Source organism: Vibrio sp. YT-15 (assembly GCF_033337445.1).
Taxonomy (GTDB): domain Bacteria; phylum Pseudomonadota; class Gammaproteobacteria; order Enterobacterales; family Vibrionaceae; genus Vibrio; species Vibrio alginolyticus.
The window spans coordinates 1-25,245 of sequence record NZ_JAWOQR010000009.1; the positions used below are offsets into that span (position 1 = coordinate 1).

21 protein-coding genes and 2 tRNA genes are annotated in these 25,245 nt (G+C 44.4%); 15 read left to right on the forward strand and 8 right to left on the reverse strand.

The genetic code is table 11. The features are described from left to right. The first annotated feature begins 150 nt into the window (after nucleotides 1–150). From R7D93_RS16495 to R7D93_RS16515, 5 genes are all read left to right on the forward strand, one after another. A tRNA-Asp gene (locus R7D93_RS16495) sits at nucleotides 151–227 on the forward strand. A gap of 35 nt (nucleotides 228–262) precedes the next feature. After that, nucleotides 263–339: transfer RNA gene (locus R7D93_RS16500), tRNA-Trp, on the forward strand. 475 nt (nucleotides 340–814) lie between these two features. After that, nucleotides 815–1,147 carry a DUF1904 domain-containing protein gene (locus R7D93_RS16505; RefSeq protein WP_005381768.1) on the forward strand — a complete coding sequence of 111 codons (333 nt, stop codon included), beginning with the start codon at nucleotides 815–817 and terminating at the stop codon, nucleotides 1,145–1,147. 12 nt (nucleotides 1,148–1,159) lie between these two features. Then, entirely contained in the window at nucleotides 1,160–1,996 is an 837-nt protein-coding gene (gene mepA / locus R7D93_RS16510) for a penicillin-insensitive murein endopeptidase (protein ID WP_017633932.1), read from the forward strand. 323 nt (nucleotides 1,997–2,319) lie between these two features. Then, nucleotides 2,320–2,628 carry a hypothetical protein gene (locus R7D93_RS16515; protein ID WP_005381765.1) on the forward strand — a complete coding sequence of 103 codons (309 nt, stop codon included), beginning with the start codon at nucleotides 2,320–2,322 and terminating at the stop codon, nucleotides 2,626–2,628. A gap of 42 nt (nucleotides 2,629–2,670) precedes the next feature. Here the strand turns inward: R7D93_RS16515 and R7D93_RS16520 are convergent, their stop codons facing one another. The 3 genes from R7D93_RS16520 to rdgC all read right to left on the reverse strand — a co-directional run bounded on the left by R7D93_RS16520 (nucleotide 2,671) and on the right by rdgC (nucleotide 5,408). After that, a complete protein-coding gene (locus R7D93_RS16520) occupies nucleotides 2,671–2,925 on the reverse strand; it encodes a YfhL family 4Fe-4S dicluster ferredoxin (RefSeq protein WP_005381763.1) in 255 nt (84 codons plus the stop codon). A gap of 2 nt (nucleotides 2,926–2,927) precedes the next feature. Further along, on the reverse strand, nucleotides 2,928–4,328 hold the full coding sequence (yegQ, locus tag R7D93_RS16525; RefSeq protein ID WP_005381754.1) for a tRNA 5-hydroxyuridine modification protein YegQ: 1,401 nt from the start codon (nucleotides 4,326–4,328) through the stop codon (nucleotides 2,928–2,930). Nucleotides 4,329–4,493: 165 nt separating this feature from the next. Further along, on the reverse strand, nucleotides 4,494–5,408 hold the full coding sequence (gene rdgC, locus R7D93_RS16530) for a recombination-associated protein RdgC (protein WP_005381753.1): 915 nt from the start codon (nucleotides 5,406–5,408) through the stop codon (nucleotides 4,494–4,496). Between the two features lie 224 nt (nucleotides 5,409–5,632). On the opposite strand from rdgC, the gene phoB reads away from it, so the two are divergent. The 3 genes from phoB to R7D93_RS16545 are packed head-to-tail and all read left to right on the forward strand — an operon-like array spanning nucleotide 5,633 to nucleotide 8,620. Then, nucleotides 5,633–6,322, forward strand: coding sequence for a phosphate regulon transcriptional regulator PhoB (phoB, locus tag R7D93_RS16535; protein ID WP_005381752.1), 690 nt, complete (start codon nucleotides 5,633–5,635; stop codon nucleotides 6,320–6,322). Between the two features lie 40 nt (nucleotides 6,323–6,362). Beyond that, nucleotides 6,363–7,661, forward strand: a complete 1,299-nt coding sequence (phoR, locus tag R7D93_RS16540) for a phosphate regulon sensor histidine kinase PhoR (protein ID WP_005383667.1) — start codon at nucleotides 6,363–6,365, stop codon at nucleotides 7,659–7,661. After that, nucleotides 7,661–8,620 (forward strand): PstS family phosphate ABC transporter substrate-binding protein, encoded by a 960-nt coding sequence (locus R7D93_RS16545; RefSeq protein WP_017821959.1) that lies wholly within the window; start codon nucleotides 7,661–7,663, stop codon nucleotides 8,618–8,620. Before phoR ends, R7D93_RS16545 begins: the two co-directional genes overlap by 1 nt. A 34-nt stretch (nucleotides 8,621–8,654) precedes the next feature. On the opposite strand, the gene ppx is transcribed toward R7D93_RS16545, so the two are convergent. Both ppx and ppk1 read right to left on the reverse strand, forming a co-directional pair. Next, entirely contained in the window at nucleotides 8,655–10,160 is a 1,506-nt protein-coding gene (gene ppx / locus R7D93_RS16550; RefSeq protein ID WP_213868845.1) for an exopolyphosphatase, read from the reverse strand. Beyond that, nucleotides 10,144–12,234 (reverse strand): polyphosphate kinase 1, encoded by a 2,091-nt coding sequence (ppk1, locus tag R7D93_RS16555; protein WP_005381748.1) that lies wholly within the window; start codon nucleotides 12,232–12,234, stop codon nucleotides 10,144–10,146. Before ppk1 ends, ppx begins: the two co-directional genes overlap by 17 nt. A 207-nt stretch (nucleotides 12,235–12,441) precedes the next feature. Here ppk1 and R7D93_RS16560 point away from each other — a divergent pair, with 207 nt between their 5' ends. The 4 genes from R7D93_RS16560 to phoU are packed head-to-tail and all read left to right on the forward strand — an operon-like array spanning nucleotide 12,442 to nucleotide 17,900. Beyond that, nucleotides 12,442–14,646 carry an ABC transporter permease subunit gene (locus R7D93_RS16560; RefSeq protein ID WP_213868843.1) on the forward strand — a complete coding sequence of 735 codons (2,205 nt, stop codon included), beginning with the start codon at nucleotides 12,442–12,444 and terminating at the stop codon, nucleotides 14,644–14,646. A 30-nt stretch (nucleotides 14,647–14,676) separates the two neighbouring features. Further along, nucleotides 14,677–16,350 (forward strand): phosphate ABC transporter permease PstA, encoded by a 1,674-nt coding sequence (gene pstA, locus R7D93_RS16565; protein WP_025768855.1) that lies wholly within the window; start codon nucleotides 14,677–14,679, stop codon nucleotides 16,348–16,350. A 2-nt stretch (nucleotides 16,351–16,352) separates the two neighbouring features. Further along, on the forward strand, nucleotides 16,353–17,171 hold the full coding sequence (gene pstB, locus R7D93_RS16570; RefSeq protein ID WP_005381745.1) for a phosphate ABC transporter ATP-binding protein PstB: 819 nt from the start codon (nucleotides 16,353–16,355) through the stop codon (nucleotides 17,169–17,171). A gap of 30 nt (nucleotides 17,172–17,201) precedes the next feature. After that, nucleotides 17,202–17,900 (forward strand): phosphate signaling complex protein PhoU, encoded by a 699-nt coding sequence (gene phoU / locus R7D93_RS16575; protein WP_005381744.1) that lies wholly within the window; start codon nucleotides 17,202–17,204, stop codon nucleotides 17,898–17,900. Nucleotides 17,901–17,962: 62 nt separating this feature from the next. Here phoU and ppk2 read toward each other — a convergent pair whose 3' ends face one another. From ppk2 to R7D93_RS16590, 3 genes are all read right to left on the reverse strand, one after another. After that, nucleotides 17,963–18,739, reverse strand: a complete 777-nt coding sequence (ppk2, locus tag R7D93_RS16580; protein WP_170890783.1) for a polyphosphate kinase 2 — start codon at nucleotides 18,737–18,739, stop codon at nucleotides 17,963–17,965. Nucleotides 18,740–18,809: 70 nt separating this feature from the next. Further along, nucleotides 18,810–19,553: a copper homeostasis protein CutC gene (locus R7D93_RS16585; RefSeq protein ID WP_148299889.1), complete on the reverse strand. Its 744-nt coding sequence runs from the start codon at nucleotides 19,551–19,553 to the stop codon at nucleotides 18,810–18,812. Between the two features lie 283 nt (nucleotides 19,554–19,836). After that, the gene (locus R7D93_RS16590) at nucleotides 19,837–20,448 is read right to left on the reverse strand and encodes a peroxiredoxin C (protein WP_005381738.1); all 612 of its coding nucleotides are present in this window, start codon (nucleotides 20,446–20,448) and stop codon (nucleotides 19,837–19,839) included. Nucleotides 20,449–20,647: 199 nt separating this feature from the next. Between R7D93_RS16590 and R7D93_RS16595 the strand changes: the two genes are divergently transcribed. The 3 genes from R7D93_RS16595 (at nucleotide 20,648) to aceA (ending at nucleotide 25,222) form a co-directional block, all read left to right on the forward strand. Next, entirely contained in the window at nucleotides 20,648–21,553 is a 906-nt protein-coding gene (locus R7D93_RS16595) for a hydrogen peroxide-inducible genes activator (protein WP_005383681.1), read from the forward strand. A gap of 606 nt (nucleotides 21,554–22,159) precedes the next feature. Then, complete coding sequence (aceB, locus tag R7D93_RS16600) at nucleotides 22,160–23,788, forward strand: malate synthase A (protein ID WP_225496926.1); 1,629 nt, start codon at nucleotides 22,160–22,162, stop codon at nucleotides 23,786–23,788. Nucleotides 23,789–23,908: 120 nt separating this feature from the next. Further along, nucleotides 23,909–25,222 carry an isocitrate lyase gene (aceA, locus tag R7D93_RS16605; protein WP_005381733.1) on the forward strand — a complete coding sequence of 438 codons (1,314 nt, stop codon included), beginning with the start codon at nucleotides 23,909–23,911 and terminating at the stop codon, nucleotides 25,220–25,222. Nucleotides 25,223–25,245: the final 23 nt, after the last annotated feature.

Consider the following 25,245-nt stretch of genomic DNA (forward strand, 5'->3'; position numbering starts at 1 on the left):
ACTCAGAAGTGAAACGAAATAGCGCCGATGGTAGTGTGGGGCTTCCCCATGTGAGAGTAGGACATCGCCAGGCTTTATTTTTATTTTCACTTTTTTGAAAAGTGAAGACAAAAGCGGACGCTTGCTTATTAAAGCGAGTGATACCACTGCGGAGTGGTAGTTCAGTTGGTTAGAATACCGGCCTGTCACGCCGGGGGTCGCGGGTTCGAGTCCCGTCCACTCCGCCACTTATTTGAGCGTCGTCTCAATAAACACGAATTACAGGGGTGTAGCTCCAATTGGCAGAGCAGCGGATTCCAAATCCGCGTGTTGGGAGTTCGAATCTCTCCACCCCTGCCATAATCTAAAGCCTCAGCAGTAATGCTGGGGCTTTTTTGCATCTGAAGAAAAGAGAAGCTGACTAGTTGGAAGAGTTGTCGATTCCTCTGATACCAAAGTATCGGGGGATTGAAAGTTCATATCTCCGGGATATTGGTCCACTTCACCTATCCCCCATGTTCATAAGCTCTGGCTTAGGTCAGGGGCTCTTTTATTCCTAACGTATAGTTTCGACGTCAGGTGTATGTTTATCCAACGAATATGGCATACCTTTGCTTCAGATAGTTTTATTTTTTAGTAATGTAATTATTAAATGTTGATGTATCGCTTTGCTCTTTCTGTTTTACCTTCGAATTTTCATAACGCTTTTTCTTCGTTATCGAGCACATCTGATTCACAATCTATTGAAAGGTCAGTGGTTACATTGGCTTGGATGATTACTGACTTGGTTCCTGTTATCATCATGCATTGATGCTAATAATTAGGAAGTAAGTTTATGCCACATTTTCGATTCCGTGCTGTAGAGCCACAAGCTGTTCAGGCATTATCAAAACCTCTTACGGATGAACTTCAGCCTCTAATGGACTGTCCGCGTGAGGATTTTACTTTTGAGTATATCTACACTACGTTTTTCAATGAGGGTGAGGTGAGTGCTGCATATCCTTTTGTCGAAGTGCTTTGGTTCGACCGTGGCCAGGAAGTGCAAGATGAAGTTGCCAAGCTTATTACGCAACAAGTGCGCGGTATCGCTGGTGCCGACATTGATGTTGCAGTTATCTTTTCCGCCTTATCTCCTAAAGCTTATTACGATAATGGCGAACACTACTAAAGGTTAAAGGCTATGAGGCTGAGTTTCATTGTAACTTTGGGTTTATGTTTCTCAGCTTCAGTATGTTCTACTCCTTGGGAGTCTGCGGTTAATCCTACCCGAAACTCTTCCTCCTCTATTGGTAGTTATGCTAACGGTTGTTTAGATGGTGCATTACCCTTGCCTCTCGATGGCGTTGGTTATCAAGTCTTACGTAGTAAAACGAAGCGCTACTATGGGCACCCTAAAACGATAGAGTTTATTGAAAATCTGGCGCTTAAAGCTCATCAAAATCTCAACACCACTCTGTTGATTGGTGATTTGTCTTTACCTAGAGGTGGAAGGTTCTCCTCTGGTCATTCTAGTCATCAAACCGGGTTAGATATCGATATCTGGTTAAGACTTGCTGACCAACCGCTTTCTTATAACGAATTACAACTTCCTAAGCCCATGAGTGTGGTGGATTTAAAAGGTTATTCCATACTTAATCATCGCTGGGAAGAACGGCACTTTAAGCTAATTCGGTACGCTTCAAAAAGTAAGGATGTTGCACGAATTTTTGTACATCCTGTTATTAAGGAGCAACTTTGCTTGCAAGAAAACGGCAAAGATCGTTCTTGGTTACGTAAAGTACGTCCATGGTGGGGGCATCATTACCACTTTCACGTCAGGTTGTCTTGTCCTGATTCGAGCGACTATTGTGTTGATCAAGCACCACCTCCAGTAGGCGATGGCTGCGGTGTGGAGCTTGCAAGTTGGGCCCCGAAAGCAAAACCTATTGATACCCCTCCACGGGTAAAAACAACCTCTAAGCCCAAACGAAAAAAAGTCGTTCCACCTCAATGCTTGCCGCTTATCAATCCTAATTAGTGTTACTCTTCAGGTTTATCTGTACTTGGTGATCTCTTTTATGAAACTGGAGAAACATCATACTTTTGTCTACATTGAATAGTACCAATACAAAAACTAACCCAATTAGTTTTGGGGACATATTATAGAAATCTAAATTAAACAAAGAGTTGTAGTATGGGTAAGTTGTAACTTCTCTGTTTAGAAAAAGATCTTTCGTCACGATACTCTGGTTTCTTAGCAATATGTCTGTCAGTTGGCTAAAAAGCGATAACAACGCAGACAAGTGTGTAAGGCAGGGATATGCCCTTTTCCTGTTAGAAGAGTAAATCAAGGACAAAACCATGACTATGATTTGTGCAAAAGAATTTGCAGAGTGGTTAAGACACAGATTTAGCAGTGATACTAAAGGAGTCTCTTTGACTCGAGAGGATGTGAATCATCTGACTGGGCGTCAACGCCTTGATCCGGGTTTTGTTAATGATGTGCATTATGAGCTGATGCAATATGGGATGGCTTTCGTTACTGATACGAGCCGAGAAAACTTTTATTTAATACCTGTTTCTCAAGCGGAGAATTGGCGTGAGAGACTAGAGTATCATTTTGAAAAAGAGCTATTCTGCAATATTATCCCTATTGAAAAATCAGGTTGAGAAAAGGTTCAACTTTGATGTCAAAGTTGAACCTAATTGCTCTTATGCTAACCCTTGAATAATCACGAATTTTTCAAGCAACTGCTCTTCAGTTTCGACATGGTTCGGATCAGTGATTATGCATTTTGTAATTGGACACACTGACTGACAGGTCGGCTTTTCGTAATGCCCCTTACACTCTGTACATAGCGCTGGATCAATTTCGAAAATGCTCTCTCCCATACTGATTGCCCCATTGGGGCATTCGGGATCACACATGTCGCAGTTAATGCATTTATCAGTAATGAGCAAGGCCATGGTTACTTACCAGTCGGGTTACGGGTGTCCTGCCCTGAGTTTAGATTACGCATTAATAGGCCATATTCTAAATCTAGCTCTGCTGGTACTGGAATGAATACAAAGTGACCGTTTCCTTTCGCGTCTTCAATAGACTCTGATTTGCGGTTTTCCATTGCCTCTAGCGTGAAAACAATATTGCCTTTTGGCGTCATTAGTTCAAGGCTATCACCGACAAGAAACTTATTTTTTACTTCTACTTCAGCCATGTCACCACGACGTTTGCCAGTGAATTCACCAACAAACTGTTGAGCATCAGAGACTGAGTAACCGTAATCGTAGTTTTGGTAAGTATCGTGTGTGTGACGGCGTAGGAAGCCTTCAGTGTAGCCACGGTGAGCTAGGCTTTCTAGTGTACCCATTAGGCTTTCATCGAATGGCCGACCTGCTACAGCATCATCAATTGCTTTACGATAAACTTGAGCGGTACGTGCGCAGTAGTAGAAAGATTTAGTACGACCTTCAATTTTCAATGAGTGAACACCCATCTTAGTTAAGCGTTCAACGTGCTGAACCGCTCGTAGGTCTTTAGAGTTCATGATGTAAGTACCATGCTCATCTTCGTAAGCCGCCATTTTTTCTTCTGGACGGTGCGCTTCAGAAAGCAGAACGACTTCATCTGTTGGTTTGCCGCGACCAATTGTGGTTTCAGGACGCTCGTCTTGTACTTCGACAGGCTGTGCTTCCGTCGGGTCGAATTTCTCTACGATGTCACCAGCGTCGTTTTCTTTACCCTCTTCAACTTTGTATTCCCAGCGGCATGCGTTAGTGCAAGTGCCTTGGTTAGGGTCACGTTTGTTGATATAGCCAGAAAGTAGGCAACGACCAGAATAAGCCATGCATAATGCACCGTGAACGAATACTTCAAGTTCAGTTTCAGGGCAATGCTCACGAATTTCTTCGATTTCTTCTAGAGATAGCTCGCGAGAAACGATCACACGTTCCACGCCATTCGCTGCCCAGAACTTAACGGTCGCCCAGTTTACAGCGTTCGCTTGTACAGAAAGGTGAATTGGCATTTCTGGGAAAGCTTCACGAACCATCATAATTAGGCCTGGATCTGACATGATCAATGCGTCAGGACCCATCTCTACGATTGGCTTAAGATCACGGATGAAGGTTTTTAGCTTCGAGTTGTGTGGTTGAATGTTACATACCACATAAAGCTTTTTGCCTAGGGCGTGGGCTTCATCGATACCGATTTTTAGGTTCTCGTGGTTGAACTCGTTGTTACGTACGCGAAGGCTGTAGCGAGGTTGGCCAGCGTAAACTGCATCTGCCCCGTAGGCGAATGCGTAACGCATGTTTTTCAGGCTGCCCGCTGGAGATAGTAGCTCAGGCACGAATGCTTTCTCAGTTGTCATTGCTCAATTCTCTTTTATCTGATCACAAGTCAGGCCAATTCCACCTAATGGAAATGGGGCGCAAATTTTACGTCAAAATGTGAACTGTGACTAGGGTAATTGTGCTTCAGATAGAAAAACGCCCTCAAAAAAAGTGAGGGCGTTATGGTTAACCTTTATACAATATTATGCGTTAGGATTCGGTAAGCCGCCTAGCGCATCGTATAGGTTGGGAAGGAAAGCACTGAACTCTCCACACATTAGAGAGAAGTCTGCATCAAATCGAGCTGCTTGATCTTCACGTGGAATATCATCGTTTTGATCTTTCAATTCATCAGAGAATTTTAGACGTTTGATGCCCGCATCTTCCGTCATAATGAACTCAATACGATCTTGCCAATTAAGCGCAAGTTTCGTCACGACTTTATCCGCAGCGATGTGGTTGCGGATTTCATCAGTGGTTAGCTCTTGCTTCTTACAGCGAATCACACCACCTTCTTCAAGTACGGATTTTAGCTCAGCTTCGTCCATCATGCTGATACCTTGAGGTGTGTCACCGCTTTTCACCCACTCGGTTAGCGTAGTTTCAATCGCCACTTCTGGAATAGCAGGAACAACAGGTAGACTACCCATGGTTTTACGAAGCAATGCTAATACATCTTCTGCTTTTTTATAGCTGCTTGCATCAACAAGGATAAAACCTTCTTTTGGCATGATGAGCACGTGAGTGTGGCTGCTGCGGCTGAATGCGCGCGGCAGTAAATCCATTACGATGTCATCTTTCAGGTTGTCTTTCTCTTTCTTCTTCAGAGGACGACCTTCTTGCGCTTCCATTGCTTCTACTTTTGCATTCAATGATTCTTTGATCACAGAGGCAGGTAGCATTTTCTCTTCTTTCTTGGCGCAAATCAGAATGCGGTTTTCTGACACGTGAGTCATCATATCGCCATGTCTACCCATTGCACTGACCCAGCCAAATTTCTGTTTGTCTTGACTGCCACACGGGGTGAATCGGAATTCAGACAGCTGAGTTTCTAGTTGTTCGGCGTTAAAAGTAACCTCGCGGTTAACGCGGTATACCAGACAGTTTTTAAACCACATAAATCTTCTCTAGGCTTGATGACAAGGGACTAATCATAGGGAATTTTTGTGCTGATGTCTTAATAGAAATGAAAAATATCCGAATGAACCTCAAAAGAAAGTTATATGAAAATTTGTTTTCAAAGGTCACAAAAGTGTCATAATTGGTAGTGATAATGCTTATGCAAAGAGAGGCGCTTTGTCTCTTAAATTCATTAGCTCAACGAACATAAGGTTACTCAATTATGTCTAGAAGGATTCTGGTTGTTGAAGACGAAGCTCCTATTCGCGAAATGCTGTGCTTCGTACTTGAGCAGAAAGGTTACCAAGCGGTAGAAGCGGAAGATTACGATACTGCAGTAACCAAACTGGCTGAACCCTTCCCTGATTTAGTTTTACTGGATTGGATGTTACCAGGCGGTAGTGGCATTAACTTCATCAAACATATGAAGCGAGAGGAATTAACGCGCAACATTCCAGTTGTGATGCTTACCGCTCGTGGTGAAGAAGAAGATAAAGTGCGCGGTTTAGAAGTCGGTGCGGATGACTACATTACTAAGCCATTCTCTCCTAAAGAGTTGGTTGCACGCCTAAAAGCGGTGATTCGTCGCGTTACCCCTACTGCACTAGAAGATGTAATTGATGTACAGGGATTGAAGCTTGACCCTGTATCGCACCGTGTTACGGCTAATGATGCGCCATTAGACATGGGTCCAACAGAATTTAAGATGCTTCATTTTTTCATGACGCATCAAGAACGCGTATACAGCCGTGAGCAGCTATTAAACAATGTTTGGGGCACTAACGTGTATGTCGAAGACCGTACGGTCGATGTTCACATTCGCCGCCTGCGTAAAGCATTGGAAGCTGCAGGGCATGATAAGCTGATCCAAACTGTTCGTGGTGCTGGATACCGCTTCTCGACGAAGGCATAAATTAACACGCAGCTTATCGGTACCATTTCTGGAGTTATGAGTGGTTGAAAGATTAACGTGGAAAAAGCTGGCTTGGGAGCTGGCTTTTTTTTACACCCCATGGGTGATAGTAGGTTGGATATTCGGTTATATGCCGTGGTTGCTTTTGGCTGCTACGGCATTGCAGCTTGTGTGGCATTTGCATAACCAAGTACGTTTATCTTCTTGGTTATGGGATGAAAAACGCCTCACGCCACCGTCAGGTAGCGGTAACTGGGAATCTTTGTTCAATGGGTTGTATCGCTTACAACAGCGCCAACGCCGCAAACGAAAAGAACTTACTAATCTTATTCGTCGATTCCGAAATGGTGCAGAATCGCTACCCGATGCGGTAGTGGTATTCCGTGCTGAAGGAAATATTGTTTGGTGCAACAAGCTGGCTCAGCACTTACTGGGCTTCCATTGGCCAGAAGATTCAGGTCAACCTATCTCCAATCTCATTCGTACACCTGATTTTATCAAGTACCTCAACAAGAAAGACTTCTCAGAGCCATTAGAAATGCGTTCACCACTCAACGTCGAACGCATGCTGGAATTGCGTATCGTACCGTATACCGAGGGTGAGCACTTGATGGTAGTGCGTGATGTGAGCCAATTAAAACAACTTGAGGGAATGCGTCGCAACTTCTTTGCCAACGTATCTCATGAACTGCGTACACCAATGACGGTGCTACAAGGTTATTTGGAGATGACTGAAGACCCTGATATGGTCGTGGGTCCAATGTGGAGCAAAGCTCATGGTGTCATGACGGAGCAGCTTAACCGCATGAACAGTTTGGTGAACCAACTACTGACACTATCTAAAATTGAAGCGGCACCTATGCATGAGCTTGAGGAAGTCGTGAATGTGCCCGCGATGCTTGAAGTGTTAGAAAAAGAGGCGGTTAGCCTTAGTGGGGACAACCAACATAAATTGAAATTTGATGTTGATGCTAGCCTACGCGTGCTGGGCGATGATGACCAGTTACGTAGTGCTATCTCTAACCTCGTTTATAATGCCGTCAAATACACACCGCCTGGTGCGAACATTAATGTTCGTTGGTTCCAGACCTCTCAAGGCGCATGCTTAGAGGTGGAAGATAGTGGTGATGGTATTGAACCTCAGCACCTCCATCGACTTACTGAGCGTTTTTATCGAGTGGATAAAGCAAGATCACGTGATACTGGAGGAAGTGGTTTAGGGCTTGCCATTGTAAAACACGCGCTGAGTCACCATGACTCTCATTTAGAAATTCACAGTGAAGTAGGCGTGGGCAGTAAGTTTTCTTTCGTATTGCCTGAGCGTTTGGTGGTGAAATAATGGCTTTACGATTGGCAAAAACATTCAGTTTATTCGCGCTTGTTTGTTCCTGTATGGCTGGCGCTCAAGATAAACCATTGCCGAGTTATCATAAAACGACGGGGATTGTCGGGAACTTGCTCTCTGTTGGCTCCGATACACTTGCGGGTATGACAACGCTTTGGGTTGAAGAGTTTAAATCCATTTACCCGAATATTAATGCGCAAGTCCAAGCGTCTGGCTCTTCTACTGCCCCCCCAGCATTGACCGAACAAACAGCTCAGTTTGGTCCCATGAGCCGCCCTATGCGTTTAAGAGAGGTTGAAGCGTTTGAACGTGAACATGGCTACAAGCCAACTGCGCTCAGGGTCGCCATCGATGCAATCGGTATTTTTGTTCATCAAGATAATCCAATTCAAGGGCTTAACTTTAGTCAGTTAGATGCTTTGTTTTCTGCCACGCTACGCTGTGGTGAAAGTCAATTTGTCACAAACTGGCAGCAACTCGGTCTTGAATCACAGTGGGCAAAGCGAAACGTCCAGTTGTTTGGTCGTAACTCCGTTTCTGGAACTTACGGTTACTTCAAAAGCAATGCCTTGTGTGGCGGCGATTTCAAGACCCGAGTTAACGAGCAGCCAGGCTCCGCGTCAGTTGTGCAAGCTGTAGCGTCAACCATCAGTGGAATTGGTTATTCCGGTGTCGGTTATCGAGTGGCAGGCGTGCGCTTAGTCCCTGTGGCTAAAATGGGAAATGATTACGTGACTCCAACGCGAGAACATATTGTTAGTGGTAAGTACCCACTATCACGTTACTTATATGTTTACGTGAATAAGCACCCTGATTACCCATTAACACCAATTGAAGCTGAGTTTATTCGCTTTATCTTTTCTGCTCAGGGACAAGCGTTGGTTGAGAAAGATGGTTATGTGCCCATTACGGCAGACTTTGCAGAAGAAGAGTTAAAAAAAGTCGGCCTGTAAGCCGACTTTTTATTTAGGTATGGACAGTACGAGATCAGAAAGTGAGTGTCCACTTCGCGCTGTCCCAACGTTCTTGTTCTTCCTGTAAATCCGCGTGAAGTAATTTATTGTTTTCTAGCCATACTTCATCTGTGCAGGTGAGAATCCATTCGTCATTTTTGATAGATAAGGTGATATCAGGCAATGGATCTTCATTACGCTGCCCATTTAATACGATAGAAAGTCGTAATATTTTGATAAGGCTTATAACGTCACTCTGTTTATAGAGGTTGAAATCTGGTAGTTCTTGCAATTTGAGCGCTTTACGCTGGAAGCGAGCTAATGTTGCAAGCACTAATTGCTGCTCACGGTTGAAGCCTTGTAGGGTGGAGTGCAACAGAATATAAAAAGAGTGGCGATGGAAACTACGCAAGTTGATACTTAATCCGACTTCATGAAGCAACGCTGCCCACTCTAGTAAGTCAAATAACTCACTCTTTTTCTTAATGCCTAGTTCAGAGCGTACCTGACATAACATCTCACGTGCATGCCCCTTAACACGAGCGGCATGCTCTAAGTCGACTCGGTGCTTGTTGGCTAAATTTTCTGTGGTGCGCATGCGAATATCGGAGCGTGCGAAACGTTCTTCCATTTCGTACAACAGGCCTTCGCGTAGAGCACCATCGGAGAAAAACATTTGCTCAATGCGAAGCGCTTTGAAAATCGCGGACAAAATCGCTACGCCTGCTGCGAATACGGGTTTACGTTCTTCTGTTAGACCAGTCAGTTCAATATCTTCAATTGAATCAAATTTACACAGAGTTTCGATAAGTGTATCCAATCGACTCGCTGTGATCAGGCCATCTTCAAAACCTAATCCTACTAGCACTTCTTGAATCGCTTTGATGGTTCCTGATGAGCCGAGAGCAATATCCCAGCCCTTTTTACGATATGTTGAAGCGATGGACTCGAGTTTTTGTTCGGCCGCTAACATCGCCTTGCTGAAGTTTTTTCCTGACAGTTTGCCGTTTTTAAAGTATTGCTCTGTAAAACTGACGCATCCCATCTGTTTACTGTTGAGAAGCTCAGGCTCAAATTCTTGTCCAATAATCATCTCGGTACTGCCGCCTCCGATATCGATGACTAGTTTGGAGTTGGATTCTACTTGAGTGTGCGCGACGCCTAAGTAAATCAGGCGGGCTTCTTCTTCTCCAGGGATAATTTCTATTGGGAAAGGCATCACTTCTTTCGCACGCTCGATGAAAAGGTGGGCATTTTTAGCGCGTCTTAGTGTGTGTGTGGCGGCGATACGTACATTTGACTCATCAAGCCCTTGCAACCTTTCAGCGAACATGGCTAAGCATTCTAGCGCACGCTCCATTGCGGCGTGACTTAAGTTCAATTCACTGTCGAGTCCTGATGCTAAGCGAACACGTTGTTTATGACGACTAACCAGTTGTAGGTCACTGCCGACAACTTTGGCCACCACCATATGGAAACTGTTTGAGCCGAGGTCTATCGCGGCAATGTAGCGAGTATCTTGTTCAAGTATTTGAGGCATCTGAATTTTGTTTTCTAGTTTGCTTTTCTATATTTTTAAGATAGTCATAGATAGCGATTTGAGAGCGAACTTTTTTGCGATTACCTCGTGGTACGTAAGCGTTACTCATTTCTTTATCTATTAAACGAGCCTTTACTGTATCGGTAAAATGGATATTCGTTATATCAATAATTCTCTGTTTCAAACGTGGATCACGGACTGGTACTGCTACCTCGATACGGTGATCAATATTTCTTGTCATCCAGTCTGCGGAGGAGATATAAACTTGCGGATCGCCATCATTGTGGGTGATTACCACGCGAGGGTGCTCAAGAAAGCGGTCAACAATACTGATGATGCGAATATTGTCGCTGATCCCCTCAATGCCCGGTACTAATGAGCACATGCCTCGAATGATCATGTTTATTTTTACACCGGAAGTACTTGCTCCATAAAGCTTATTGACGATGCCTTTATCGACTAGGTTATTGACCTTGATCGTAAGAGCGGCTTTTTTCCCTAGCTTGGCATTCGCAATTTCATTATCGATTAAGCGGTAGATTTGGGTTCGAGAATTCCGAGGAGATACCATAAGGTGATTGAACTTCACTGGTCGGTATGGGTTCTCAATGTAACCGAAGACATTACGGACTTCATTAGTGATTTCTTGATCTGCCGTAAGCAGGGAGAAGTCGGTATAAATTCGTGCCGTCTTCTCATGGAAGTTGCCTGTGCCGATGTGTGCGTAGCGAATAATTTCTTCACCTTCGCGGCGGCTAATCATCAGTAGCTTTGAGTGAATCTTAAGACCAGGCGCACCAAAGATGACGTGCACACCCGCTTCGGTTAATACTTTTGACCATTCGATATTGGCTTCTTCATCAAAGCGAGCTTGCAGTTCGACGACCACAGTGACATTTTTGCCGTTATGCACCGCATCAATTAAAGAGTTCATCAAGCGAGAATCTTTCGCGACGCGATAAATGTTAATCTTGATACTAAGTACTTTGGGATCGAAGGAGGCTTGGCGCACTAACTCACTAATGTGGTCAAAAGTGTGATAGGGATAATAGAGCAGAATATCTTTCGCTTTAATCGCGTCAAAGCTGTTGGCATAACCTTCGAAATCGGCACATTTCATTGGCGGGAGAGGTTTATTTTCAAGATATTCTCGTCCAACATTTGGAAACCCGATGAAGTCTTTAAAGTTGTGATAGCGTCCGCCGGGGATAAGATTATCGTAGTTAGAGATATTAAGTTTGTTACACAGAAACTCTAACATTTGAGGCGGCATATCGCGTTCGTAGACGAAGCGAACGGGCTTTGCTGTCAGTCGCTGATTGACACCCTCTGACATTTGTTCAAGCAAGCTGTACTCGATTTCATTGCGTAAATCGTATTCAGCGTCACGCGTCATTTTCATCGCATAGCCGCTAAGCTCATCATAATCAAAAAAGCCTTTGAACAGCTCGTCCAAACAGTGGCGGATAATATTATCAAGTAAGATGATGGTTTTTCGACGCTTTCCTTTCTGTTCTGGTACCATCACAAAGCGGGGAAGGTGATCGGTCGGAATTTCGATCAGAGCGTACTGGTAATGTTCTTCTTTACGCAGTTCTACGGCGATGTAAGCGTACTCGTCTTTGAGAAATTGCAGAACATCGATCTCGTCTTTCATTAGGAGGGGAGTGATATGCGGCATTACCTCTCTACGGAAGTATTTCGCGATCCACTTTTGTTGCGATTCATCCAGTTGTTGCTCGTTGACCAAGAAAATGCGACGTCGCGCCATTTCTCGAATCAACTCGCTGTAAAGCTCATCAAATTGTTCGTTAAGCTTTAGTGCTTTCGACTGCATTTTGGTTAACAGTCGTTTAGGGCTATCACTGCCACCGCGCTCTTGGCTGATTAGGATTCTGCGCTTCACGTCCGCAAAGCGTACTTTGTAAAATTCATCTAAATTGTTGGAAAAGATCCCAAGAAAGCGAATACGTTCGATCAAAGGGACGGTTTTATCGGCAGCTTCTTGTAATACTCGTTCGTTGAAAGACAACCAACTCAGCTCTTTTTCTATATATAGTTTTTCTGCGCTCATAACCTTACCTAGCCAAAAGTGAAGTAACACGTACTCATCTTGGAAAAATGGATGAGTGAGAACATTATGAGATTTTCATTACAGATTTATTTCATACCACGCATTGCATAAGAGTTGTATTCTTTTCAGGTGTTTAATGTGATCTGTAATATAATTGTCATCTTAACGACATATTCTAGTACTAAGTCAAAAAAGGTAGAGATTTAAATGGCACAAGCCGAGTTTTCATTGCAGGAAAAAGATAAGAAACGACTGATAAAAGATCGTTTAGTTCGACTTGCAGTGACATCCGGTGGTGTCGGCGTACTCGCGGCGCTTATTTTGATCTTTGTCTACCTCGCTATGGTGATCATTCCGCTTTTTTCTGATGCGGAGATCAAAACCAACCAAGCCATTCGAGCCACTCATATTGAAACACCACTTGCGATTTCAGTGGATGATTACGCTCAGCTCGCGTTCGTTCTAACCCAAAGTGGTGAGATTCAATATTTGTCGATGGACGATCCTACGAAACCTGCGGTGTATTCACAGCAAATCGTCCAGAAACCCGTCGCTTTCTCTCAATCTGCTCCTGGGCTAGGTTGGTATGGATTTGTTGATGGGCAGGGTAAAGCGAACCTTTTCAAGCCAGAATTTAATGCCACATTGAGAGAAAATACACGTCCTCCGGAAGTGATTGAGCTAGACACCAGCATGGATCTGACACTAAGTACGCCTCAAGATCCTGTGACTCAGTTTGTATTTGCAGCTTCGACGCCCTTACCAACGGTTGTTTGGCAGACACAAAGCGGTGAAGTGAAAGCTCGCTGGCAAGTGGCTTCGTCTTTGGGTACGCCTCCTACAACGATTGATTTTACGTTCTCTTCAGGTTTTGATACGCCTCAGCAAATGTTATTGACACCTGACGGTGAAACGCTTTATTTGCGCGATGGCTCTGAGTTGATCGTGTTAAAGAAAACCGCACGTAAATTTGCTGTGCGAGAGGTGGTCGATCTCACTCAAGGTGATAAGAAGCATTCCGTTCGTACGATAGACTTATTGGCTGGTGCTTACTCGCTTTTGGTGACGCACAACGATGGTCGGGTGTCGCAATGGTTTGATACGCTGCAAGAAGAAAAACGCACGTTAACGCATATTCGTGATTTTAAATTGGCGTCAGAGCTTAAGTATTTGTTGCCGGATTCTCATCGAAAAGGATTTTATAGCTTTTACACCAACGGCACGTTGCAAAGCCATTATACAACCAGTGAAAAACTGGTGTTGTTTAAGCGTGCGTACAATCAAGCGCCCGCAATCGCAGCAATGTCTAACAATGAACGCTACTTAATCACTTGGCAAAATAATGCGTTAAATGTTGCGGAAGTGGACAATGCCTATCCGGAAATTTCATTGTCTTCATTATGGCAAGAAGTGTGGTACGAAGGGTATCCTGAGCCTGAATTTGTGTGGCAATCGACTTCGGCGAGCGATAACTTTGAGGCTAAGTTCAGCCTAGTACCTATTGCGTTTGGAACGATAAAAGCGGCGATGTTTGCGATGCTGTTTTCAGTACCGCTCGCAGTGCTAGGTGCTATTTATACGGCTTACTTTATGTCGCCACGCATGCGTCGTGTAGTAAAACCGTCGATTGAGCTAATGGAAGCACTGCCAACGGTGATCATAGGTTTCCTCGCGGGATTGTGGTTCGCGCCTATTGTCGAAGATCATTTGATTACGATCGTCGTTATGCTGTTTGTTTTGCCCTTGAGCACCATGATTATGGGCGGGCTATGGGCATTAATACCGCAACCTTTGCGGAATCGTCTGCCTAATGGTTGGCATGCTTTAGTGCTCATGCCTGTCATATTGGTACTGATTGGGCTTGGAGTGTGGATTTCGCCTACGATTGAGCAGACGTTCTTTGGTGGCGATATGCGCTTATTCTTAACCGAGCATGGTATTGGTTACGATCAACGCAATGCATTGGTGGTGGGGTTAGCGATGGGGTTTGCTGTTATCCCGACGATTTTTACCATTGCCGAAGATGCCATTTTCTCTGTACCGAAGCATTTATCGGATGGCTCTTTGGCATTAGGGGCCACGCCTTGGCAAACTTTAATCTATGTTGTCTTGCTTACTGCAAGCCCAGGTATTTTTTCTGCCATTATGATGGGCCTGGGACGCGCTGTTGGCGAAACCATGATTGTATTAATGGCAACGGGCAATACGCCATTAATGGATTGGAATATTTTGGAAGGATTGCGCAGCCTGTCGGCGACCATCGCCGTTGAGTTGCCAGAGTCGGAAGTTGGAAGTTCGCATTATCGCCTGCTGTTCCTAGCTGCATTGATTTTATTTGTGTTTACGTTTGCAGTAAACGCGCTTGCGGAGTGGGTTCGTCAGAGACTGAGAGATAAGTACCGTGCGTTGTAATAATGGTTTGAATAAAGAGCGAGTAATAACGTGTTAAATTGGATTCGTTCTGGCGCACCGTGGATATGGCTAACAGGCGGTGCAGTCAGCATCAGTTTGTTGTCGGTATTAGGGTTGTTACTCCTTATCGGCTGGAAAGGCCTGACTTACTTTTGGCCAGCGCCTTTGTATCAGTGGAATGTTGCAGCGCTGACTCCTGTACAAGGTGAAGTGCTACATGAAAATACTATTCTGATTGGTCAAGTGTATGAGCGCAGCTTTGTACCGAAGAGTTATTTGCCTGAAAGCGCAGCACAACAGTTAGAAGACGATGAAGATTTTGCCACGCGACTCAACATCAAAATCGCTAACCGAGAGTTGTATCCCGCCGATTTTATCTCCGTATTGCAAATGCAGTTGGATGAGCCCACGACGCCAAAAGAGTGGGCGGTGATAGAGCGCAGTAGCGGTGGTTATTTCTTTGGTAAGCTGGTGGCGTTTCAAGATGGCGATAATATATACACCAGTGATATTCAATCGATACTAAATAAAAAGCTTGATGATGCAGAAACTCTGCGCCATGAGATTGATTCTTTGGTGGTCGATCAGCTTAAAGAGCTTGGTTGGAAGCTAGAGCAGTTGCGATTAGAAAAGCGCAAGCATGAATTGAATGACACGCTGACAGAAAGCTTCTTAAAGGAAAATCAGACGAAAAAAGAGCAGATAGAAAAAGCGCTTGCGACGTTAGATTTGCAACTTGATGGTTTACGACTTCAGCTCTCTGACTATGCCTTGATTGCCGAGGATATGACGGGGTCACAAGTATCGATTCCGCTCGAAGACATTTTGGACTACTGGTATCCAAACCAAATGTCACTGCCTGATAAAGTCATGCATTGGGGAAAACAGGTTTGGAAGTTTTTATCTGAAGATCCAAGAGAGTCTAACTCCGAAGGAGGCGTGTTCCCTGCGATATTTGGTACGGTTTTCTTAGTACTCATCATGTCGATCATTGTGATGCCACTCGGGGTGATCGCCGCTATCTATCTACATGAATACGCTAAGAATAACGCTCTAACCAGAGTTATTCGTATTGCGGTTATAAACCTAGCGGGTGTTCCATCGATTGTTTATGGCGTGTTTGGTTTAGGTTTCTTCGTTTATACGATTGGTGCCTCTATCGACAACGTATTCTATGCGGAGAAGCTACCGGCACCAACCTTTGGTACGCCGGGTTTGTTATGGTCTGCACTAACTCTTGCCGTGCTGACGCTTCCAGTTGTGATTGTGACTACTGAAGAAGGTTTAACTCGTATTCCGAGCTCAGTACGACATGGTTCTCTGGCGCTTGGTGCAACTCAGTTCGAAACACTATGGCGTGTGGTTTTACCTATGGCGACGCCAGCTATTATCACAGGTTTGATCCTTGCGATTGCACGTGCAGCTGGCGAAGTAGCGCCACTGATGCTGGTGGGGGTCGTGAAATTGGCATCCAGTTTACCGGTTGACGGACAATTCCCTTATGTGCATTTGGATAGAAAGTTCATGCATTTAGGTTTTCACATTTACGATGTTGGCTTTCAAACCTCCAACATCGAAGCGGCGCGACCATTAGTTTATGCTACCTCTTTCTTACTCGTGACAGTGATTGTCGGGCTAAACTTAACAGCAATCAGTATTCGCAATAATTTACGAGAAAAATACAGAACGTTAGGACAAGATTAAGTATGTTTAATTTTGATAGTACATTAGGTTATGAGCCACCATTGGATGTTCATAATTTAACGGATGAACAAACAGCCATCTCAATCGAGAACCTTAATCTGTTCTATGGTCAAACTCAGGCGCTGCATGATATTTCGATGCGAATTCCCAAAGGGCGAGTCACCGCTTTTATCGGTCCTTCAGGGTGTGGAAAGTCGACGTTATTACGTTGCATCAATCGCATGAACGACTTAGTGGAAGGGTGTCGAGTCACAGGCAAAGTGCGTCTCCATGGCAAGAATGTTTATCATCCTAATGTCGATGTTGCGACACTTCGACGCCGAGTGGGGATGGTGTTTCAAAGACCCAATCCATTTCCTAAGTCTATTTATGAAAATGTAGTTTATGGCTTACGCTTACAAGGTGTAAAAAACAGCCGCAGTTTAGATGACGCAGTGGAGCGATCCTTGCGCTCGGCGGCGTTGTGGGATGAGGTAAAAGACCGCTTGCATGAGAACGCATTTGGTTTATCTGGTGGTCAGCAACAGCGCTTGGTCATTGCGCGTGCGGTGGCGATTGAGCCGGAAGTCCTGTTATTGGACGAGCCAACATCAGCGTTGGATCCAATCTCAACTTTAACTATTGAAGAGCTTATCAATGAGCTGAAGACTCAATATACTGTCGTTATCGTTACCCATAACATGCAACAAGCGGCGAGAGTGAGCGATCATACTGCATTCATTCATATGGGTAAGTTAATTGAATACTCTGACGCGGACTCGATCTTCACTTCGCCAATGAAGAAACAGACCGAAGATTACATTACGGGTCGCTACGGTTAAGTCGCGACTCTATACGGAATAAGGAACATCATGCACTTTGGACGTCATATTTCAGGACAATTTAACGTAGAGCTAGAATCGATTCGTACTCATGTATTAACCATGGGTGGCTTGGTAGAACAGCAGCTTTCGTATGCTATTCAAGCCTTGCATAAAGAAGACATCGAACTGGCGCGTAAGGTTGTGCGTGACGATCATAAAGTGAATGCGATGGAAGTCTCGATCGATGACGCTTGCACACGCATTATTGCTAAGCGTCAGCCAACGGCAAAAGACTTGCGCTTAATTATGGCTATCATCAAAACGATCACTGATTTAGAACGTATCGGTGACGTGGCGACACGTATTGCTTACGTTGCCATTGAAAGCCCATCATCAAAAGAACGACAATTCCAAGTGTCGTTAGAGCCTCTCTGCCGTCAGGCAATTAATATGCTGCATCAGGTTTTAGACGCGTTTGCCCGTATGGATGTAGAAGCGGCAGCAGAGGTGCACAAACAAGATGACAAACTAGACGCCGAGTATGAAGCGGTGATTCGTCAGTTGATGACATACATGATGGAAGATCCAAAAAATATCCCTAATATTCTGCAAGTGATGTGGTCTGCACGCGCGATTGAACGCGTGGGGGACCGCTGCCAGAACATCTGTGAATACATTATTTACTTTGTGAAAGGGAAAGATGTACGCCACCTAGGTGATCAAAGTATTGATGACGTACTGAAGTAACTGACTTCAACAAATAGACCAGCTTTTAGGCTGGCCTATTTATTAGAGAGAAGGAAAGCACGTCAATATTTATCAGGAACGAAGGTCTGATCATCAATGGGCGCTCTGACGTAACCTTCTTTATTGAGTTCAGGTAATTCGATGGGTGAGTACTCAAGTGCTTTGTAGTCAACCTGGCTTAGTAAATGACTGATACAGTTCAAGCGCGCTTTCTTTTTGTCATCAGAAGGGACGACCCACCAAGGGCAGTTTTTCGTGTCTGTATAGGCAAACATCTTATCTTTTGCTTCCGAATACTCCGCCCAGCGATGACGTGACTCTAAATCCATTGGGCTGAATTTCCAACGTTTGATCGGCGTATTAATTCGACCTAGAAAACGTTTTTCCTGCTCTTCGTCTGAAACCGAAAACCAATACTTAATCAGAATAATCCCAGATCGTTGCAACATTCTCTCGAATTCAGGGCAAGAGCGTAAAAACTCCTCGTATTCGTCTGGAGTACAGAACCCCATGACTTTTTCGACACCTGCTCGGTTATACCAACTTCGGTCAAATAAAACGATTTCACCAGCAGATGGTAAATGAGCGACGTAACGTTGGAAGTACCATTGCGTTTTTTCTTTTTCTGTCGGTGCAGGCAGAGCCACTACGCGACAAACACGCGGGTTTAGCTTTTCTGTAATTCGCTTTATCACTCCGCCTTTGCCCGCAGCATCACGTCCTTCAAACAGAACCACCACTTTTAACCCTTTGTGTTTGACCCACTCTTGAAGTTTTACGAGCTCAACTTGAAGGTTTTTGAGCTCCTTTTCGTATTCCTTTTTCTTCAATTTAGACATACACATTTCCTCACTCCTTGATAAACAATATGTTAGCACTCAAAAGCTATGCGCGTGAGGTTACGGTGGTCTATTTGAGAGCTGCTACGACATCGGTAATGGCTTGTGTACTTGTGATGGGGATTAAAAAATCATCGACATCGGATGCGCCCATTTTGCTTTGTTCAGCAACAAAGGTCATTTGGCTAGGGCGTGTGGTTTTGCCTGACAGATGGATTTCAGGAACTTGAGTGTCTTCTACTAGCTCACGTACGTTACTCGCATTAACGCCAGCACCCGCCATGATTGCTATGCGTCCTTGGGCTTGCTTAACCAAAGCTCTAAGCACATCGATCCCTTGTGGTGCTGAAGGCGCAAGACCGGAGGTTAAAATACGTTCACAACCTAAGCTGATCACTTCTTCCAAAGCTTTTTCAGCGTCACGACACTGGTCAAAGGAACGATGGAAGGTCACGCCTAAGCCAAGCGCTTGAGCAAATTCACACAGCGCAGCCGCGTAAGGCATATGAATATCACCGTCTTGAGTGAGCACGCCGAACACGACACCGCTCAAGCCTGATTGGTGAGCTGCTTCAATATCCCAACGCATCATTTCGATCTCTTCTTCATTGTAGAAGAAGTCACCTTGGCGTGGGCGGATCATGGCATAAACTGGAACACTAGAAAGCTTAGCCGCTTGCTGCATAAAGCCATAACTGGGTGTTAGTCCGCCTAAAGCCAAAGAGGAGCAAAGTTCAATCCGAGTGGCGCCGCCAGCAATGGCGTAGTGCAGAGATTCAATATTATCAATACAGACTTCTAGGTGAGTAACCACGTTCATTCATCCTGCTAACGTTACAAATAAGTGTTGTGGCTAAGATATTAACAGGGCCAGTAAGCAGAATCTGTATGGAGGGGATGATAAATAGAGGTAAAGTTTACGCTAAAGCGTTACCTCATTTTGGCGGTTTATCTGAAGGAAAAAGAAAGCCCAGAGCAGAGGCTCTGGGCTTTGATAGGACTTTACTTAGACTGATTGGCGTTTGCGGTTTTCCGCATTAGCTTATTGCTTTATATACATCCAACCATCACACCCGTTGAGCTAGGGTGAAGGTCTATTATTTTTTGCCTAGGTCAGCTGCGTGCTCAGATAGGAACGCTGCAACACCTTTTGGAGATGCGTCCATACCTGCTTTACCTTCTTCCCATTGTGCAGGACATACTTCGCCGTGCTTCTGGTGGAAGTTAAGAGCGTCAACCATGCGTAGCATTTCGTCGATGTTACGGCCTAGTGGTAGGTCGTTAACTACTTGGTGACGTACAACGCCTTCTTCGTCGATTAGGAAAGAACCACGGAAAGCAACGCCTGCTTCTGGGTGCTCAACGTCGTAAGCTTTACAGATTTCGTGCTTAACGTCAGCAACTAGTGGGTACTTAACTTGACCGATACCGCCATCTTCGATAGCAGTGTTACGCCATGCGTTGTGAGAGAACTGAGAATCGATAGAAACACCGATTACTTCAACACCTTTAGCTTGGAAGTCAGCTAGACGGTTGTCGAATGCGATTAGCTCTGATGGGCAAACGAAAGTGAAATCTAGTGGGTAGAAGAATACTACTGCTTTCTTACCTTTAGTGAACTCTGCAAAGTTGAAGTTTTCAACGATTTCACCGTTACCTAGAACAGCTGCTGCAGTAAAATCAGGGGCTTGACGACCTACTAGTACCATTTTTTTGCTCCTAAAAAGTATGGTTAGCTCCAAACCGAATTCAGTTGTGTCGGTTTGGTTCGTGTTTGTACGAGACAAACTATAGTACAGATTGTAGTATTGAAAAAAGCGAAATAAATAGATTGAGTTAATCGAAAAAAACGATAATAACAAAACTCTTAACTCGATCACTGGAACGGCGGTAGATACAAATACAGTTATGAATAAATGGCCCAGTTTGAAGCAGTTACACTATTTAGTCACACTGCATGAAACAAGACATTTTAGTGACGCTGCAGAGCGTTGTTTTGTCAGTCAGTCGACTTTAAGTAAGGGTATTCAAAACTTAGAGGAATTGATTGGTTGTCCCTTATATGAAAAGAAAGATAAGAAAAGTCCACTGGTTTTTACCCAAACAGGAGAAATGGTAGTAAAGCAGGGGCGAGAGCTGTTAGCAAAAGGGCAAGATTTGGTCGAGCTTGGACGTATGTGCCAAGGCGACGATATGCAAGGCCAGCTAAAAGTAGGATGTATACCAACAATTGCTCCGTTTTTACTGTGTGATTTGGTACAAGAGGTGAACTACCGTTTTCCACAACTGAATCTTTTATTAAGAGAAGACACGACGACAAACTTACTCCAAGCGCTCAGACATGGTGAGCTGGATGTGCTTATTTTAGCGTTACCAGTCGAAATTGATGGGATGGAAAGCCGAGTAGTGGGTAAGGATCCGTTTCGAATGGTTATAAGCGCTAATCAAGCCCAATCGGTCCCTGTGCCGATTCGTTACGCGGATTTACCTGACGAATCCGTCTTTCTACTAGAGAAAGAACATTGCTTAACGGAACATGCGGTATCAGCGTGTAAATTAACAGACAAAGAAAAAATCAATCCGTTTACGGCAACCAGCCTCCATACACTGGTGCAAATGGTTGCGAATGGTTTGGGAACAACGTTCATTCCTCAAATGGCTATCGACCATGGCTTGCTGCATAACCAGAATTTAGTCGTGATCGATCCTCCAGGTAAACAAGCTTATCGCGAAATCGGCTTAGTTTGGCGTCCGAGCTCGTCAAGAACGAAAACATTTAATCAACTTGCAGAAGTCGTTTCAGAGCTGCTTTAGCTATTAGTATTAGCCCTTACTTCTCCATTATTTATCTAAAAGCGCACTGGAAACAGTGCGCTTTCTAGTATTTTATTCTGTTGGTAAACTTTGACTTGTAAAATTTTACAGCTCTTCTTTGATGAAGCTTTCATAAAATAGTGAAATTTCACAATGTTAATTTTACACAAAGCCCTGCATACCTTGTTTGACCCCTGTTTAAATACATCTCTTCAGCCCTTGTGAATACAAGGTGTTTGTTTACCAGTCTATATTCATACGCTTGTTTGAAATGATAAAACGACTTTAAATTTAATGTAATTTTATTACGTAATAACTTACAAAATAAGGCGCTTGATAGATGGTTTTTACCTTGCGGAATAAAACTTTGAATTTTCTCTTTTGTTTATATTGGGGGTTTAACTAAACCCCTTGTTGATATAGCTTATTTAAAGGCCGATACGACTTATGTCTAGATTGAAAATACACGTAGCATTACGCAATCTATCGACATGGCTAGACGAGTTGAACACAAAGTTAAAGGATGTAATTTGTTGTTCATAACTTACAAATGTAGCTTTACGCTGACTGCCCAAGATTGATAAAGCACGTTAAGGATGAATGATTATGCTTGCTCAGACAGAACAAAAAACACAACAACTAAAGCAAACCCAAGGCATGCTTGAGGTGAATGGAGTCGTTGCTCCAGAACATCAAGCAATTTTCCCTGTTGAAGCCCAAACCTTTTTATCTCTACTGTGTGAAAAATTTGCCGGACGTGTTGAACAGTTGCTAGAAGCAAGAGAAGAGAAGCAAGCACGTATTGATGCTGGTGAGCTACCAGATTTTCTACCAGAGACACAAGACATCCGTGAAGGAAGTTGGAAGATCCTAGGAATCCCACAAGATCTGCAAGATCGCCGTGTGGAGATTACCGGACCAACTGACCGCAAGATGGTGATTAACGCACTGAATGCGAATGTAAAAGTGTTCATGGCAGACTTCGAAGATTCAATGTCTCCTGCATGGAGTAAAGTGCTGGATGGTCAAATTAACTTGCGCGATGCTGTTAATGGCACCATCAGTTACACCAATCCTGGCAATGGCAAACATTATCAGCTGGAAGATGACCCAGCGGTGTTGATCTGCCGTGTTCGCGGCCTTCATTTAAAAGAAAAACACGTTACGTGGCACGGTCAGATCATTCCAGGTGCGCTATTCGATTTCGCTCTGTATTTCTATAACAACTACAAAGCGTTACTTCAAAAAGGCAGCGGTCCTTATTTCTACCTTCCAAAACTGCAATCGCATCACGAAGCGAAGTGGTGGAGCGAAGTGTTCCATTTCACGGAAGACTATTTCGGTTTGGATACAGGCACCATCAAAGCGACTGTGCTGATTGAAACCTTACCAGCGGTATTTGAAATGGACGAGATTCTGTTCTCGCTTAAAGAACACATCGTTGGTTTGAACTGTGGTCGCTGGGATTACATCTTTAGCTACATCAAAACATTGAAAAAACACTCAGACCGAGTACTGCCAGATCGCCAAGTGGTAACGATGGACAAGCCATTCTTAAACGCTTACTCGCGATTATTGGTACGTACTTGCCATAAACGAGGTGCTTTCGCGATGGGAGGAATGGCCGCATTTATCCCAGCTAAAGACCCGAAACAGAATCAAAAAGTATTAGACAAGATCCAGACTGACAAATCGTTAGAAGCTAACAACGGCCACGACGGTACTTGGGTGGCTCATCCAGGTTTGGCTGACACTGCTATGGAAGTCTTTAGTGCTGTGCTGGGTGAACGCACCAACCAGTTGGATGTGAGCCGTGCAGAGGATGCGCCTATTACAGCAGCTGAACTGCTTGAGCCTTGTGAAGGCGAGCGCACTGAAGGCGGAATGCGCCACAATATTCGCGTTGCGCTGCAATACATCGAAGCTTGGATTTCTGGCAATGGTTGTGTGCCGATTTACGGACTGATGGAAGACGCAGCAACGGCAGAAATCTCACGCGCCTCTATCTGGCAATGGATTCAACACGGCAAGTCGCTAGACAACGGATTAAAGGTCACTAAAGAGCTGTTCGAGCTCTATCTCAAAGAGGAGATTGAAGTCGTGAAGCAAGAAATTGGCGAGCAGCGCTACCATGCGGGTCGATTTGAAGAAGCAGCAGACTTAATGGCAAGGCTCACGACGAGCGATGAACTGACCAACTTTTTGACAGTTCCTGGTTATGACTACCTGGATTAATAAAGAATAACTGTAACACCAATAACGTGAAGGATTTTCAAGGCAGATAGGGAAGTACTGCCTGAGAACGGAAACTCAACGCACACGCATAAAGTGCAAATTATAAAGAGGGATAGACCAATGACTAACTTAACTCGCCGCCAACAAATTGAAGCTCTTGAAAAAGACTGGGCAACTAATCCACGCTGGAAAAATGTGAAGCGTACTTACACTGCCGAGGAAGTGGTGGAACTGCGTGGCTCTATGGTGCCTGCAAACACAATTGCACAACGTGGTGCAGACAAACTTTGGTCACTGGTCAACGGTAGTGCGAAAAAAGGTTACGTAAACTGTCTTGGTGCGCTAACGGGTGGTCAAGCGGTTCAACAAGCTAAAGCAGGTATTGAAGCGATTTACTTGTCAGGCTGGCAGGTAGCGGCGGATAACAACACCGCCTCGACGATGTATCCAGACCAATCTCTTTACCCAGTAGATTCTGTACCGTCAGTAGTAAAACGCATCAACAACTCATTCCGTCGTGCAGACCAAATTCAGTGGGCTGCTGGTAAGACGCCTGAAGATGAAGGTGGTATTGATTACTTCCTACCTATCGTAGCGGATGCTGAAGCGGGCTTTGGTGGTGTGCTTAACGCTTACGAACTAATGAAATCGATGATCGAAGCCGGTGCCGCGGGCGTTCACTTTGAAGACCAGTTAGCATCGGTGAAAAAGTGTGGTCATATGGGTGGTAAGGTATTAGTTCCTACGCAAGAAGCGGTACAAAAGCTCGTTGCAGCTCGTTTGGCTGCTGACGTAGCGGGTACAACAACATTAGTTATTGCTCGTACTGATGCGAATGCGGCGGATCTCATTACTTCAGATTGCGACCCATATGATAAAGACTTTATTGAAGGTGAGCGTACTCAAGAAGGTTTCTACCGCGTTCGCGCGGGTATCGACCAAGCGATTTCTCGCGGTCTGGCTTACGCACCATATGCAGACTTGATTTGGTGTGAAACGGCTACGCCATGTTTGGAAGAAGCACGTAAGTTTGCAGAAGCAATTCACGCTGAATACCCAGATCAATTGTTGGCGTACAACTGCTCGCCTTCATTCAACTGGGAGAAAAACCTAGATGCAGAAACTATTGCTAAGTTCCAACAAGAGCTTGCAGACATGGGCTACAAGTACCAATTCATCACGCTAGCAGGCATTCACAACATGTGGTTCAACATGTTTGAACTGGCGCACGCTTACGCTCAAGGTGAAGGTATGCGTCATTATGTTGAGAAAGTTCAGCGTCCTGAATTCCAAGCAGCTGAAAAAGGCTATACGTTTGTTGCGCACCAACAAGAAGTAGGTACAGGTTACTTCGATAGAATGACCAATACTATCCAAGGTGGTAACTCTTCAGTGACAGCATTGACAGGTTCGACCGAAGAAGACCAATTCTAATTGGCAGAGAAACACTTCCTTAA

Coding starts and splice junctions, on each gene's coding strand:
- R7D93_RS16505 (WP_005381768.1), top strand. CDS start 815: ATGCCACATTTTCGATTCCGTGCTGTAGAGCCACAAGCTGTTCAGGCA.
- mepA (WP_017633932.1), top strand. CDS start 1,160: ATGAGGCTGAGTTTCATTGTAACTTTGGGTTTATGTTTCTCAGCTTCA.
- R7D93_RS16515 (WP_005381765.1), top strand. CDS start 2,320: ATGACTATGATTTGTGCAAAAGAATTTGCAGAGTGGTTAAGACACAGA.
- R7D93_RS16520 (WP_005381763.1), bottom strand. CDS start 2,925: ATGGCCTTGCTCATTACTGATAAATGCATTAACTGCGACATGTGTGAT.
- yegQ (WP_005381754.1), bottom strand. CDS start 4,328: ATGACAACTGAGAAAGCATTCGTGCCTGAGCTACTATCTCCAGCGGGC.
- rdgC (WP_005381753.1), bottom strand. CDS start 5,408: ATGTGGTTTAAAAACTGTCTGGTATACCGCGTTAACCGCGAGGTTACT.
- phoB (WP_005381752.1), top strand. CDS start 5,633: ATGTCTAGAAGGATTCTGGTTGTTGAAGACGAAGCTCCTATTCGCGAA.
- R7D93_RS16545 (WP_017821959.1), top strand. CDS start 7,661: ATGGCTTTACGATTGGCAAAAACATTCAGTTTATTCGCGCTTGTTTGT.
- ppx (WP_213868845.1), bottom strand. CDS start 10,160: ATGCCTCAAATACTTGAACAAGATACTCGCTACATTGCCGCGATAGAC.
- ppk1 (WP_005381748.1), bottom strand. CDS start 12,234: ATGAGCGCAGAAAAACTATATATAGAAAAAGAGCTGAGTTGGTTGTCT.
- R7D93_RS16560 (WP_213868843.1), top strand. CDS start 12,442: ATGGCACAAGCCGAGTTTTCATTGCAGGAAAAAGATAAGAAACGACTG.
- pstB (WP_005381745.1), top strand. CDS start 16,353: ATGTTTAATTTTGATAGTACATTAGGTTATGAGCCACCATTGGATGTT.
- phoU (WP_005381744.1), top strand. CDS start 17,202: ATGCACTTTGGACGTCATATTTCAGGACAATTTAACGTAGAGCTAGAA.
- ppk2 (WP_170890783.1), bottom strand. CDS start 18,739: ATGTCTAAATTGAAGAAAAAGGAATACGAAAAGGAGCTCAAAAACCTT.
- R7D93_RS16590 (WP_005381738.1), bottom strand. CDS start 20,448: ATGGTACTAGTAGGTCGTCAAGCCCCTGATTTTACTGCAGCAGCTGTT.
- R7D93_RS16595 (WP_005383681.1), top strand. CDS start 20,648: ATGAATAAATGGCCCAGTTTGAAGCAGTTACACTATTTAGTCACACTG.
- aceB (WP_225496926.1), top strand. CDS start 22,160: ATGCTTGCTCAGACAGAACAAAAAACACAACAACTAAAGCAAACCCAA.
- aceA (WP_005381733.1), top strand. CDS start 23,909: ATGACTAACTTAACTCGCCGCCAACAAATTGAAGCTCTTGAAAAAGAC.